This is a genomic window from Listeria valentina (genome assembly GCF_011800755.1).
In the GTDB taxonomy this organism is placed as follows: Bacteria; Bacillota; Bacilli; order Lactobacillales; family Listeriaceae; genus Listeria; species Listeria valentina.
In genome coordinates, this window is sequence record NZ_JAATJW010000002.1 from 1 (window position 1) to 13769 (window position 13769).

Sequence of the window (13769 nt, forward strand, 5' to 3'; positions counted from 1 at the left end):
CCATACAGTAGCATATTTCTCCTTAAAGTTATTTTTCTGATTTTAAATTAATTTTATCATTTTTGAAGGATTTAGACAAATTAAATTAGAAGAATTATTAATAATATTATCTTTAGAAATTAGCTTTTAGATTAATGATTGGTTCAAAGCGACTACTCAAAATAAAAAAACAACCGTGATCCCTCTGATTTCAAAGGTTTCACGGTTTCTTTATTATTCCCACTCCACAGTAGCAGGCGGCTTGCTCGTCACGTCATAAACAACGCGGTTGACGTTCTGCACTTCATTCACAATCCGCACAGAAATCTTCTCAAGTACATCCCACGGAATTCGCGCCCAGTCAGCTGTCATGCCGTCGATACTCGTCACCGCACGAATCACAATTGTGTGATCGTAAGTCCGACCGTCACCCATGACACCCACACTACGAATGTTCGGAAGTGCCGTAAAGTATTGCCAAATCTCGCGGTCAAGCCCAGCTTCTTTGATTTCTTCGCGTAAAATATAGTCCGAGTCCCGCACAATTTCCAGTTTTTCCTCTGTCACTTCGCCTAGCACACGTATTCCAAGTCCAGGACCTGGGAACGGTTGCCGCCAAACAATCGCATCTGGCATGCCAAGTTCAGTTCCAAGTGCACGTACCTCGTCTTTAAATAGCGTATTTAACGGTTCAATGAGTTTAAAACTCATGTCTTCTGGAAGTCCACCAACGTTATGGTGTGACTTGATCGTTTGCGCTGTCGCTGTTCCACTTTCGATGATGTCTGTATAAAGTGTTCCTTGTGCTAGGAACTCAACGCCATCAAGCTTCCCTGCTTCATCATCAAAGACATAAATAAATTCGTTTCCGATAATTTTACGTTTTTGTTCAGGATCAGAAACTCCTTTTAATTTCGATAAGAAGCGTTCCTTCGCATCTACTTTGATGATATTCATATTGAATTCACCTTGAAGAGTCTCCATAACTTGATCTGCTTCTCCTTTACGAAGCAAACCGTGATCGACAAAAATACATGTCAATTGATCGCCAATCGCTTTGTGGATCAAAACGCCAACAACAGAAGAGTCTACACCGCCTGAAAGCGCAAGTAGCACTTTTTTGTCGCCAACGGTTTCACGGATTTTGTCAATTTCAACTTCGATAAAGTTTTCCATCGACCAGTCCCCTTTGCAACCACAAATGTTAAGCGCAAAGTTTTTCAAAAGATCATTGCCGTATTCTGAATGGCGAACTTCTGGGTGGAACTGCACGCCGTACATTTTACGATTTTCATCTGCAATAGCTGCAATCGGGCAAGATTTACTCGTTCCAATGACTTCGAAATCCTTTGGTGCAGTTACAACAAGGTCTCCGTGACTCATCCAAACAGTTTGATCTGTCGGGATGCCTGCAAATAAATGGTTTGGAATTTCTAGATGAACGTTTGCTTTACCGTATTCGCGATCTTTCGCGGGTTCTACTTTTCCATCAAAATGAAGCGTCATCAACTGCATGCCATAGCAAATTCCAAGAATCGGAATCCCCATTTCAAACAGTCCTTCATCACAGCGGAATGCCCCTTCATCATATACGCTGTTTGGTCCGCCAGAGAAGATGATTCCCTTCGGATTTAGGGCCTTCATTTCTTCTACCGTAATTGTGTGAGGATGAAGTTCACTATAAACACCAAATTCACGAATGCGTCGTGTAATCAATTGGTTGTACTGGCTTCCAAAATCCAGAACGATAATTTTTTCTTGTTCGGCAAATTCTTTCATCGTTTTTTCCAAAACCACCTTATCTATAAAATTAAGCCGAATAAAATCGGCTCGCTCACTAACAAAGAAAAGGACAATCGCTTGCCCTTTTCAATCTTCTTTCATTTTAACGTCAAGTATCAAATCTTGCAACCCCGTTTGTGAATTTTCCTCGTCTTAAAGCCCTTTTCCACCTAAAAGATCCAGTTCTTTATTGCGCTCAACTTCACGAATTAACGGTGCTCCACGTTCAATCACTGCTTTTACGTCCGGGTTATCGAGCGAAGCATGATGGCGTCCTTCATCCGTCCACATTTCAACTACAAAAACAGTATCTTCATCTTGTTCAGAAGTTCCAACGATGTATTCAAGACAAGCTGGGATGTCTTCCATGACAGCTGCTCCTTCTAGCAAAATTTCGGCTAATTCCTTTTGCTGCCCTGCATGCGCATGGAATGTTGTAATTAATCCATAACCTACCTTCATTTCGTTTCCTCCTCCTATTTCCAAAAATCATCAAAAATCGTAATCGGCATGTGGCGTTTGTGCAGTGATTTCAAATACCAGCTTTCAATTTTGGCTGCTGCTTCACCCGAAACAGGCTTACCTTCTAAGTAATCATCAATTTCATCATAAGTTACACCAAGCGCCACTTCGTCAGGTAATGCCGGTTTATCCTCTTCCAAATCCGCAGTCGGTTTTTTCAAGTATAAATGCTCTGGACACCCTAATGCTTTAAGCAACATTTTTCCTTGGCGTTTATTTAAACGGAAAATCGGATTGATGTCCGTTCCTCCGTCGCCATATTTCGTATAAAAGCCCGTCACCGCTTCCGCCGAGTGATCCGTTCCAACCACCACACCTTGGTGCATTGCCGCAACTGAATACTGGGCTTTCATCCGTTCCCGCGCTTTTTCATTTCCCTTCGCAAAATCAGTTAGCAAAATACCAGCTTCTTTCAACGTTTGCGCGCTAGCGTCGACCGCAGCCTTAATATTAATCACAACCGTTTGATCAGGCGCAATAAATTCCAAGGCATCTTGCCGGTCCGCCTCATCTAACTGCTCGCCATAAGGAAGACTCACCGCAAGAAACTGGTAGTCCCCTCCCGTCTCTTCGCGAAGCTCAGAAATAGCGATTTGAGTCAGCTTACCAACTAAAGTGGAGTCTTGCCCACCTGAAATCCCCAAAACAAGGCTTCTCAAAAATGAATTTTTCTTCAAATAGTCTTTGAGCAACTCGACACTTTTCCGAATTTCTTCTTGAGGATCAATTTCAGCTTTGACCTTCATTTCTGCTAAAATTTGTTCTCTAATATCCATTCAATGGGCCTCCTATCCGTTTCACTTACAAAGGAAAATCAAGATCAACTGGCGAATGAAGCTGTACGCTTTTTCGCACTTTCTCGATATTTTTCATTTTATTCTTCCAACATTTGACACTTAAGTCAACTGGATACTGCTCTGGTCGAACAGTTCGTTTGTACTCACCCCAAAGAAGCGCAAGGTTTTTTTCTTTGTACGCTTTAATCTCTTCAAGTGACGGCAAGTCATACACGCGTTTCCCGCTTTCAAAAACCGGTATAAGCAGTTCTTTCGCTTGGAAATTTTTCACTGTTTTTGTGATATAAGTGTGCACTGGGTGGAACATCGTCAGCTCTTTCACGTCATCAAGCGATTCATCTGCCATCGCAATATAATCGCCTTCCGCTTTCGGACGCTTGCTTTCGGAAATAATCCGATAAACTCGTTTTTCCCCAGGCGTTGACACTTTTTCCGTGTTGCTTGAAAGTTTTATCGAGTCTTGCAAAACATCATTTTCATCCGCAATCGCCGCCATTTTATAGACTGCTCCAAGTGCTGGTTGATCGTAGGCTGTAATCAGCTTGGTTCCAACACCCCAAGAATCGATTTTTGCTTTTTGCGCTTTAAGCGACAAAATCGTATGCTCATCCAAATCACTTGAAGCAAAAATTTTCGCATCCGTAAACCCTGCTTCATCAAGCATTTGCCGTGCTTTCTTAGAAAGAAACGCCATATCTCCGCTATCTAGCCGAATCCCGATAAAATTGATTTCATCGCCAAGCTCTTGCGCTACTCGGATGGCATTCGGAACGCCCGATTTAAGCGTATCATAAGTATCCACTAAGAAAATAGAATTTTTGTGCGTCCTCGCATAGCTTTTAAACGCCTCATATTCATCCCGGTACGCCTGAACCATCGCATGCGCCATCGTTCCAGAAACCGGAATCCCAAAAATTTTGCCGGCACGCACGTTACTTGTCGAATCACAGCCGCCAATGTAAGCTGCACGCGTGCCCCAAATTGCCGCATCCATTTCCTGCGCACGACGCGTGCCGAACTCTGCTAAGCTATCATCATCCACTACAGAACGAATCCGAGCGGCCTTTGTTGCGATCAGCGTTTGGAAGTTCACAATATTTAATAGCGCCGTTTCGATCAACTGGGCTTCCGCAAGGTTCGCTTCCACTTGTATAATGGGTTCAGTTTTAAACACAAATTCCCCTTCGCGAGCTGAACGAATCGTTCCACTAAACTTAAAGTTTTTTAAGTAGTCTAAAAAGGGACCATCAAATCCCAGTTCATCATGCACATATTGAATATCGCTTTCTGTGAAACGTAAATTTTCAATGTACGAAACAATGCGCTCAAGCCCTGCAAAAACCACATAGCCAGAATTAAACGGCATTTCACGGAAGAAAACTTCAAAAATACTTCTTCGTTCATGAATTCCGTCATCAAAATAAGCTTTCATCATATTTAACTGATACAAATCAGTGTGTAAAGTTAAACTATCATCTTGATATAAGTTTGTCATGGTTTTTCTCCCATCCTTGTTCTAGCCTCATCTGGCTGAAATCACACTTACAAACATCATAGCATAATTTTTTACATCTGAAAATTTTCTTGCGCTCTGCCCAAAAAGCCAACTCAGCGCAAATCCTCTTTAATTTGTGTAGTCGAAATCCCGTCGGTTCTCGGTAAATAAACCACTTCACAGTAAGGCTTTAAAAAATCAAACTCGCCTTTCCAGTCATCGCCCATGACAAATACGTCCACATCATGAGTTTTAATGTCCGATACCTTTTGATCCCAGTTTTCTTCCGGAATCACTTCGTCCACATAACGAATCGCTTCTAAAATCAACTTGCGATGTGAGTAGCTGTGATAGGCTTCTTTATGTTTGATTCGGTTAAATGAATCGGTTGACAAGGCCACGATGAGATAATCGCCCATTTCTTTTGCACGTCGCAAAAGCTCGATATGCCCCCAGTGTAACAAATCAAATGTGCCGTAAGTAATCACCTTTTTCATGTTTCCACTCTCTTTCAAAGTTTTTTCTGGATAAAATCGACGAGATTTGCAGCGGAATGCCCTTTTGAATATTGATTCCAAGTTGTGCTGAAGCGCGCAATTTCCTCTAGATCCGCCTCATCATTTAGGATACCATGAGCAAGCGATTCTGTCGTGAGATAGGGCTTCCCAGGGATCAGTGCTGAAAACCCTGTAACAAGGCCGCGCTCCCGGTCGTATTGCTCAATATCTGGCGTGAAGAAATAAATAGGACGGCCAAGTAAAGCAAATTCAAATGGTGAGGAAGAATAATCCGTCACAAGCACATCTGAGCCTGCTAAGGCTTCGCGCATCGATTCGTTCTTGTGAAAAAGCTTCACGAACTCATCTTCCGGAATGTCTGCGTCCGCTTGGATCGAAGGATGGAGCTTCAGCAAGAGCACAAACTTGTCCGCAAGAAGAGCGCGCATTTTTTCAAGATCAAGCAAGAGCTGCGCCTGATTTAGCTCCTTATCCCGGAACGTCGGTGCGTACAAAATCGTTTTTTTGTGGTATTTCTCCTGATAACTAGCCCGAATCCGGTTGATTTCTTCTTGGTCAAAAAAGTAATCTGTACTTGGCACACCTGTTTTTAGTAACAGGTCCTCACTTTCAAGTAAAAAAGAGCGCTTGAAAATTTCTCCCATCGCATCAGAACCCACGACCACCTTGTGAAAACGAGCATAAACGGCTTTAAAACGATTTTGTTCACTTTTTGTACGTAAAGCTGTAGCCTTGTCTTCCCAAGCAAACTTCTTGAGTGCTCCGTTCGCATGCCAAATTTGAATACAGCACGCGTCCTTTTTAAAGTTTATTGCCGCAAGCTCAGGGAAATAATTATCCACGATCACCACTTTCGCCCGGCTCATATGATACAGTCGCTTGAAAACAGAAGCAAAAGTTAGCGGAATCGTTCGGACAAAATTGTAAGAAAGCTTCGATTCATCAACGCGCGGGTCATAAAAAACGATCGTCTCCGGGGAAACGCGCAAGTCAGCCATTTTTTTTAAAATTTGCTCGGGATTATCTTGAAAAGTTACGAGCATGACCACTTTAGTTTGCAACTTAAGCGGTCGAAAAATTGCGGCGATCCCACGCAAAATGAGCATGTAAATTTGTGCCAGAATTCGTTTCATTTCAGGTCCACTCCTCCTAATATGTAGCAAGAGGTGCCGCAATCCTGCGGCACCTCTCTTTTCAATCTTTGAAAGTTAAATATTCCACGCCATAACGGTTTTGCCCCATGGACTGCGCAAATCGGCTTCGAAAGCTTCAATTACATCTTGAATGCTTCTTACGTCATGCACTTCGCCAACGAGGTTGGAAAGGTATTCCACAGCACGTCGATTACTGCTTAGAAAATCAACAGTTGCTTGGAAATCCACTCGCCCGCTTCGGCTACTTCCATAAAGTGTTAACCCTTTTTCAAGCACCATACGCGTATCCACTTCAATTGGATACTCAGATACGCCGAGTAAGGAAATCGTTCCTTCTGGTTTGATCAAATCAATAATTTGATCCACTGCATACTGACTTCCCTTCCCACCAGCGCATTCAAACGCTTGATCAATCTCTAAATCTTCTGGAATCGCATCAATGCTATAAGCCGCATCTACAAACGAGAAGAAATCAAGTTTATAAGGTGTTTTCCCGAAAATATATACTTTTGCATCTGGGAACATATTTTTTAGTAGCAAACAAGTGATGAAACCAAGATTGCCATCACCCCAAACCCCAAACGAAGAACGATTGGCATCTGCGCGAGAATCAAAACGACGCACAGCATGAACAGCAACTGAAATCAGTTCAGAAAAAGCTGCCACGGTCATATCTAAATCTTCAGGTAAAGCAATCAGTCGGTCGCGACGCATGAACACATTGTCTTGCATCAAACCATCAAATCCACTTGAGCGAAACTTGCTGCTTCGCAAATAGTTTTCCGCGATCACAGGATCTTTTTCAAAAGGTGTATTCGGGATCATCACGACTTTTGTCCCGATTGGAAATTCTTTTTTGGCATCATAAACAACTTCGCCAACGCCTTCATGAATTAAAGCCATCGGTAGTTTCTTAGCTAAAATTTCTTTGCCGCGTGACCCCGTATAATAACGCTGGTCAGCTGCACAAATTGAGAGATACGTTGGGCGAACAACGACAGCATCTTCAGTCAGCGTTTCATCAATATTGGCAACTTCAAATTGTCTTTCCGAAACAAGCCGGTATACTTGATTAATCATGGCTAATCCGCTCCTGTATAATCGCATTGGCTACTTGCATATCATAAGGTGTAGTAATCTTAATGTTAAAAATTTCACCTTTCACGAGACTCACTTTTTCTCCGGCAAGCAGACAAATTTTGCAGGCATCCGTTAAAATTTGTTTTTGCTCATCAGAAAGAGCATGATAATGATCACTAAGACGCTTCATGTTAAAGCTTTGCGGCGTTTGCCCTTGGTACATTACGTCACGTACCGGAATATCTGTAATAAATTCATGGTTGGTCGATTCAACAATTGTATCCGTAGCTGTGATCACCGTATCCACTGCCCCGTATTCAAGTGCAGCATTAATATTTTCTTCGATAATTCGATGTGTTAGAAATGGACGAACGGCATCATGTGTAATTAAAACATCTTCTTCAGTTAACCCGTAGTTTTGTTCAACATGACGAATCCCACTCATAATCGTTTCATTGCGATCAGCTCCGCCTTCAATAACAATCACACGTTCATCTTGAATATACTTTTTCAAAACATCTTCGGTATGATTGATCCATTCTTTTGGCGAAGCCACAAGAATTTTATCGAAACGAGCATTTAAGATAAATTTCTCAACCGTATGAACGATAACAGGTTTGCCGTTTAGTGGCAGATACTGCTTGGGCATACTTACATTTCCCATTCGTGTACCTTTACCCCCAGCAAGAATTTCAGCATAGATCATTTTTTATAGTCTCCTTTATCTCTAAAGATTGAAAGCTAACATAACACATGTATTATAACACAAGAAAAGAAAAAGAAGGGAAAAACTCTTCTTTTTCTTAAGCAAGTCAGTCTGTCTTATTTTTGAGCGAAGTAAAGTTCATTACATTTACGTAGCGGCTTTTCTGAATTTGCACGAACCGCTTTATAAAGCGCATTGGTTGCTTGTCGGTAAAATCTCAAGTAATAGCTTCTTGAGTTAAAATGCAATTGACTAAATAAGAATGTCCCAAATTCCAAATAGAGTTTCATAAATTCAGAGTCCCCGTGGATTTTTTCATAATATTCAACAGGAATTTGTACAAAGTAATAGCCGAGTGAAACCAGTCCCGAAACGACTGTTTTTTCAAGTTGTTTGAGCTCTTGGAACAGTTTAGCTAAAATTTCGCGTGCAGCTGAAGAGTTTCCTTGTTCCACTTCTGTTTGAAAAGCAGGCCCTACTCGCGTATTGATTAAATAATTGAGAAAGTTGATTTCAAATTCTTGATTTAATAAAGGAATTTGACAGTTTTCTCGTTGACGCCTTACCCACTTAACGAATAATGCAGCTGTTTTATCTAAATCGAGCTCATCTGAATTTTTGACTTTTGGTTCCTTCCAAGTTTCAAGAATCCGTTCTTTAACGATAGAATCTGTCGATCGAAGTAGTTGATATATCAATACTTCAAATGGCAGATTTTCTTGTAGCATTGCTATTTTTTCAAGTAAAGCGGTTCTTCTAAACATTAAATAGCTGTAGTTTTCAGGCAAAACCAGAAACGGATCTTTTTCAATATATGTCGGAATACTAATTTTAATTTCATCGATAAATTGAAATCCATCCTTTTCAAGAAAAAGTTCTTTGTTTTCCTGTTTTTTCAAGAACTGCGTGTAAACGGGATTGGCAAGGAAATAAAAAATGTCTTGCGAAACAAACTCGGCTTGATACTTTTCAAAGAAACGCAACATTTGCTTTTCTGCTTTTTCATCTTTTACGGTTTGGAAAACAATAAAAGTAGCATCAAGTGGTGTAAGTAGTTCTGCGATATCTTTAGCCGTTAAATTTTGATCCGCTTCTATGGGTAAAAATTTCATTTTCCTTCCTCCTTACCCAGATACGTTTCAATGAATCGTTCTGTCGAATGTCCATCAACGCTATCCATAAATTTCGTTCGGAAAGCTGCGAGTTTATCGTAATCATACTCACCTGTTTTGATCGCATCAATGAGTGTTTCCGTCGTTTTATAAATCTTCCCTGGAATCATGTCTTCATAGCTAAAATAAAAGCCTCGTTCATCAAAGTAGCTTTCAACATCATAAGCAAAGAATAACATCGGCCGGTTCATAATGCTATATTCAAAAATTACGGAAGAATAGTCTGTGATTAAAATGTCACTAAGGAACATTAAATCATTCACGTCGCTTCCCCCGCCCATCATCAAAATAAAAGGATCCTCTTCGCTTAAATCCATGGAAATATTTTTAATCATCGGGTGAAATTTCAAAATCAAGACATATTCGTCTTGCAAAGCTTCTTTCATTTTTTTCAAATCAAGTACTACGCTGTAATTTTTCCGCTCATCTGGCCCTCCCCGGAAAGTAGGCGCATATAAAATTGCTTTTTTCTTGCGTAAGATCGGGTAATTTTTTCGGTAAACTTCATTCACATAGTTTTTATAATCTTGATCAAAAAATTTATCCGTCCGCGGGACACCGAGTGGCTTAATTTGTTCTGCTTTTTTATGGAAAGCTTCCGCATATTGTGGAATGATCGCTTTCGAGCTCACAAGTACATCCGAATAAGGTGAGTGCGCTTTGGATTCAAATTCTTCCGTATTTGAATCGCCAGACTCAAGTGCACTAAATCCGAATTTCTTAAAAGCACCCGTTGCATGCCAAGTCTGAATCACATGTGCTCGCTTACTAAACTTAAGCCCATAAATTTTATTATAGTAGTCATCCAAGCAAATCGTTTTTGCTCGTCCAAGTACATAATACATTTGTAAAACTTCAATCCAGCTTCTTTGCTTCCGCAAAAATACATAGATCCGTTCTTTGCGATCATTTAAAAACATATAATCATAAATCGATAATAAGTTTCCTTCTAAAACTGTACTACGTTCCGTTGCAAGCACCAAGAGGTCTTTCTTCGGCAAAAGATTAGCCACTTTAAAAAGAATTCTGCGTGCAAATCCGTTCACAAGACGTGGCGTTTTTAATTTAGTCCGAATAATAAAGACACGTGAAATTTTCTTTGCTTTTTTCCAGTTATTCTCTTCAATAATCGCAAGTGAAGCTCGACTATGAACTGGATAAGATTTCATAAAAGCTTGCTTGGATTCTTTTGTTTGGCGCTCATAAAGATGCGTAATCAAAGTTCGGTAAGCGTTTCTTGCAGATTTTTGGATGTAGTTTGCCCGCTCAATAACGCTATACCACAAGTAATACCGAAATGAAGGAATAACGTTCAAGAAATCGTCAGGTTTCGATTTAAACCAATTCAAAATCATTTCAAATCCATTTTTTTGAATCGTACCATCTTTACTTTCAACAATTGCTTTTAAAGAAGCCCAAAACTCAATATCCGAAACTCGCTTGTAATACGCAAGCGCCACTTCTTGCTCCGTATGGCTGCGAGCAATTTCTCGCTCCCCAAAATCAAACACATCAAAAACAGATTGTAAGATCCTCATTGGGTCTTTGTTTACTGATTGGGTAAGAGATTGTTCTTCCCCGTCTCGTAACCGGTAGTAATAAACCACTTTCTCCACAGTGAAGATTTTTTCAGCATTTAACAATGTGTGTAGCACAAAAGGTTGATCTTCCCCGTAACGAATGCTTTCAGGGAAAAACTCACCTTCAACAAGCTTATGATGGTACAGCTTGGCACAAGGACCAATCGAGTAAAACAATTCGGGGTTTTCCGTAATTGTTTTTTCACCTGGTTTCGCAATGTTATATCGTAAATGCGAAGGAATGAACCACTCTTTTTCAGAATTAAAGCGCTTCGTTGCTCCCGTTACAAGCTCTGCTTGATGTGAAATAGCTGCTTGATACATCAGTGAAAGAGCAAATTCAGGAATTAAATCGTCACTATCGACAAATAAAATGTATTCGCCTTCTGCGAGACGCAAGCCGTGATTTCTCGCCGCAGCAGGACCTGCATTTTCTTGCTCAATGAGTTTGAATTTCGGTTTATCTTTAGTAAAAGTCTTTACTATTTCGACAGTATCATCGCTTGATCCATCGTCAATTAGTAACACTTCATAGTCCGAAAAATCTTGTTCGTCGAGACTTTTTAGCGTATCATCAATAATTTCGGCAACATTATATAATGGCACAATGACGCTTACTTTGTACGCCTTTTTTTCTTCTAAAGAATTATTCATATTTTTAAATTCTCCTTACACGATTCCATATCAAATTTCATTTTAGCGATAAACACATGTGCTGTCAATGAAGTTGTGGGATAAAAGTCTACAGAACTCCCTTCTTTATTGCGCTTAAGGCAAATGATTTACTTGCTAATCTGATAGCCGTTCACGTATAATTAGGGAGAATATAAATGTTTCTATCGGAGGTTTTTAATTATGAAAGTCAAAAAAGCAGTCATCCCAGCAGCGGGACTGGGAACACGCTTTCTTCCTGCTACAAAAGCAATGCCAAAAGAAATCCTACCTATTGTAGATAAGCCAACCATCCAATTTATTGTAGAAGAAGCTATGGCTTCTGGCATTGAAGATATACTCATCGTAACAGGAAAAGGAAAACGAGCAATCGAAGACCACTTCGACTCTGTTCCTGAATTAGAAGCTAATTTAAAATCAAAAAACAAAATGGAACTCCTTCACCTTGTTGAAGAAACAACAAATATCAATCTACATTTTATTCGGCAATCTAAGCCGAAAGGTCTTGGCGATGCCATTCTTCAAGCTAAAGGGTTTGTCGGAAACGAGCCGTTCGTTGTCATGCTTGGCGACGATATCGTGCGTTCCAAAATTCCTTGTGCCAAACAATTGATTAATCAATACGAACGCACGCACAGCTCTGTAATCGGCGTTCAATCTGTTCCTCATGAAGAAACTTATCGCTACGGTATCATTGACCCAGCAGATAAAATGAGCGATCGCCTCTACAATGTAAAAGGTTTTGTTGAAAAGCCAGATCCAGAAAATGCACCATCTAACCTTGCAATTTTAGGCCGTTACTTATTAACACCACAAATTTTTGATTATCTTTCCACGCAAGAACCTGGTGCTGGTGGCGAAATTCAACTAACCGATGCCATTAATCGCTTAAATGAAATCCAACGCGTTTTCGCTTATGATTTTGAAGGAACACGCTATGATGTTGGTGACAAATATGGATTTATTGAAACAACTATGAAGTTTGCTCTTGAACATCCCGAAATTAAAAATGATGTTCGACACTTAATCGACGAACTTTATCAACAAATCCATCAAAATGACAAAAAAACAAAATAAAAAAAGGAACAAAGGTGATTTTTCTCCTTTGTTCCTTTTTCTTTTGATTAACCAATTAGGAGTTTTCTTCCATGACTTTTTCTTCAAACAAGTTTTCTTCAATTGTATATCTCGGACGTCCCTTCACTTCTTTAAAAATTTTACCCACATATTCACCAAGCACGCCGATAGCTAGCAATTGAATTCCTCCAACAACCCACAGCGAGATCATTAGCGATGTCCATCCTGATTCAACGTGTCCAACAAACTTTTGAATGAGCGCATAAATCCCAATTCCAACTCCGATACAGAACATGATGATGCCAAGTGAAAATAGCATTCGAATTGGCACAATACTAAAAGAAGTAATCCCATCAATCGCAAAAGAAATCATTTTCTTAAGCGGATATTTCGATTCGCCAGCAAATCGTTCATTGCGATCATAATATACTTTTGTTGAAGGAAAGCCAAGTAATGGCACAATGCCTCGAATAAACATGTTTTCTTCTTTATAATTTAAAAATTCTTTCAGCGCTCGCTTGCTTAGTAAACGAAAGTCCGCATGATTGGGAACAAGTTTCACACCAATTTTGTCCATAAAGCGATAAAATCCAAGTGCTGTATTTCGTTTAAAGAAGGTATCTGTATCTCTTTTCCCTCTTACGCCATACACGACATCATAGCCTTCATGAAATTTTTCAACAAATGGAATGATTGCATTCACATCATCTTGTAAATCAGCATCAATTGAAACCACACAATCTGATTTTTCATACGCAGTATTTAGTCCCGCTAAAAGCGCCCCTTGGTGACCAAAATTACGACTCAACTTTACACCTGATATATACGGGTTTTCGGCTGTTTTCTCATCAATTAGTTGCCACGTTCGGTCTTTGCTCCCGTCATCCACATAAACCACCTTGCTTTTTGGATCAATCAATTCTCGCTCAACTAGCGTTATTAATACTTTCGTTAACTGTTTCGTTGTTTCATTTAACACTTCTTCTTCATTGTAGCAAGGTACTACGATTGATAAAAACGGTTTTTCCATCTTAAAAAGCACTCCTCATTCTAAACAATACTTTATTAGCATAGCTTATTTTCACCAAGTGTTCAAATTTCAGACATAAATTATACAAAATTTCACCAGACGAGAATAAAATTACTATTAAAGAGACTCTTTTATAAGGATTGATTAGATAATTTCCCTTCCAAGCCAAATTGTATTTCAGTTTTAAGCGCTTATTTTTATAATG

The 13769-nt window shown here is 39.9% G+C and carries 12 protein-coding genes; 1 reads left to right on the forward strand and 11 read right to left on the reverse strand.

What is annotated here, in order from left to right:
- Positions 1-213: 213 nt before the first annotated feature.
- From guaA to HCK02_RS00645, 10 genes are all read right to left on the reverse strand, one after another.
- A complete protein-coding gene (gene guaA / locus HCK02_RS00600) occupies positions 214-1770 on the reverse strand; it encodes a glutamine-hydrolyzing GMP synthase (RefSeq protein WP_167628108.1) in 1557 nt (518 codons plus the stop codon).
- Positions 1771-1914: 144 nt separating this feature from the next.
- On the reverse strand, positions 1915-2223 hold the full coding sequence (locus tag HCK02_RS00605; RefSeq protein WP_167628110.1) for a putative quinol monooxygenase: 309 nt from the start codon (positions 2221-2223) through the stop codon (positions 1915-1917).
- Positions 2224-2237: 14 nt separating this feature from the next.
- Entirely contained in the window at positions 2238-3059 is an 822-nt protein-coding gene (gene nadE / locus HCK02_RS00610; RefSeq protein ID WP_167628112.1) for an ammonia-dependent NAD(+) synthetase, read from the reverse strand.
- A 25-nt stretch (positions 3060-3084) separates the two neighbouring features.
- Positions 3085-4575, reverse strand: coding sequence for a nicotinate phosphoribosyltransferase (locus HCK02_RS00615; RefSeq protein ID WP_167628113.1), 1491 nt, complete (start codon positions 4573-4575; stop codon positions 3085-3087).
- A 113-nt stretch (positions 4576-4688) separates the two neighbouring features.
- Positions 4689-5072: a glycerol-3-phosphate cytidylyltransferase gene (tagD, locus tag HCK02_RS00620; RefSeq protein ID WP_167628114.1), complete on the reverse strand. Its 384-nt coding sequence runs from the start codon at positions 5070-5072 to the stop codon at positions 4689-4691.
- A gap of 14 nt (positions 5073-5086) precedes the next feature.
- Positions 5087-6226, reverse strand: coding sequence for a CDP-glycerol glycerophosphotransferase family protein (locus HCK02_RS00625; RefSeq protein WP_167628115.1), 1140 nt, complete (start codon positions 6224-6226; stop codon positions 5087-5089).
- Between the two features lie 75 nt (positions 6227-6301).
- Positions 6302-7327, reverse strand: coding sequence for a ribitol-5-phosphate dehydrogenase (locus HCK02_RS00630; protein ID WP_167628116.1), 1026 nt, complete (start codon positions 7325-7327; stop codon positions 6302-6304).
- Positions 7320-8033: an IspD/TarI family cytidylyltransferase gene (locus tag HCK02_RS00635; protein ID WP_167628117.1), complete on the reverse strand. Its 714-nt coding sequence runs from the start codon at positions 8031-8033 to the stop codon at positions 7320-7322. Before HCK02_RS00635 ends, HCK02_RS00630 begins: the two co-directional genes overlap by 8 nt.
- A gap of 116 nt (positions 8034-8149) precedes the next feature.
- Positions 8150-9145, reverse strand: a complete 996-nt coding sequence (locus HCK02_RS00640; protein WP_167628119.1) for a hypothetical protein — start codon at positions 9143-9145, stop codon at positions 8150-8152.
- A complete protein-coding gene (locus HCK02_RS00645) occupies positions 9142-11439 on the reverse strand; it encodes a bifunctional glycosyltransferase/CDP-glycerol:glycerophosphate glycerophosphotransferase (RefSeq protein WP_167628121.1) in 2298 nt (765 codons plus the stop codon). The genes HCK02_RS00640 and HCK02_RS00645 overlap by 4 nt, the downstream gene beginning before the upstream one ends.
- Before the next feature lie 201 nt (positions 11440-11640).
- On the opposite strand from HCK02_RS00645, the gene galU reads away from it, so the two are divergent.
- A complete protein-coding gene (gene galU / locus HCK02_RS00650; RefSeq protein WP_167628123.1) occupies positions 11641-12534 on the forward strand; it encodes a UTP--glucose-1-phosphate uridylyltransferase GalU in 894 nt (297 codons plus the stop codon).
- Positions 12535-12589: 55 nt separating this feature from the next.
- Here the strand turns inward: galU and HCK02_RS00655 are convergent, their stop codons facing one another.
- Positions 12590-13564, reverse strand: a complete 975-nt coding sequence (locus HCK02_RS00655; RefSeq protein ID WP_167628125.1) for a glycosyltransferase family 2 protein — start codon at positions 13562-13564, stop codon at positions 12590-12592.
- Between the last annotated feature and the right edge of the window lie 205 nt (positions 13565-13769).

What these genes read in the sequence shown, in the direction of transcription:
- tagD (WP_167628114.1), bottom strand. Translation starts at nt 5,072, where the DNA reads ATGAAAAAGGTGATTACTTACGGCACATTTGATTTGTTACACTGGGGG.
- nadE (WP_167628112.1), bottom strand. Translation starts at nt 3,059, where the DNA reads ATGGATATTAGAGAACAAATTTTAGCAGAAATGAAGGTCAAAGCTGAA.
- HCK02_RS00630 (WP_167628116.1), bottom strand. Translation starts at nt 7,327, where the DNA reads ATGATTAATCAAGTATACCGGCTTGTTTCGGAAAGACAATTTGAAGTT.
- galU (WP_167628123.1), top strand. Translation starts at nt 11,641, where the DNA reads ATGAAAGTCAAAAAAGCAGTCATCCCAGCAGCGGGACTGGGAACACGC.
- HCK02_RS00605 (WP_167628110.1), bottom strand. Translation starts at nt 2,223, where the DNA reads ATGAAGGTAGGTTATGGATTAATTACAACATTCCATGCGCATGCAGGG.
- HCK02_RS00635 (WP_167628117.1), bottom strand. Translation starts at nt 8,033, where the DNA reads ATGATCTATGCTGAAATTCTTGCTGGGGGTAAAGGTACACGAATGGGA.
- HCK02_RS00615 (WP_167628113.1), bottom strand. Translation starts at nt 4,575, where the DNA reads ATGACAAACTTATATCAAGATGATAGTTTAACTTTACACACTGATTTG.
- HCK02_RS00645 (WP_167628121.1), bottom strand. Translation starts at nt 11,439, where the DNA reads ATGAATAATTCTTTAGAAGAAAAAAAGGCGTACAAAGTAAGCGTCATT.
- HCK02_RS00625 (WP_167628115.1), bottom strand. Translation starts at nt 6,226, where the DNA reads ATGAAACGAATTCTGGCACAAATTTACATGCTCATTTTGCGTGGGATC.
- HCK02_RS00640 (WP_167628119.1), bottom strand. Translation starts at nt 9,145, where the DNA reads ATGAAATTTTTACCCATAGAAGCGGATCAAAATTTAACGGCTAAAGAT.
- HCK02_RS00655 (WP_167628125.1), bottom strand. Translation starts at nt 13,564, where the DNA reads ATGGAAAAACCGTTTTTATCAATCGTAGTACCTTGCTACAATGAAGAA.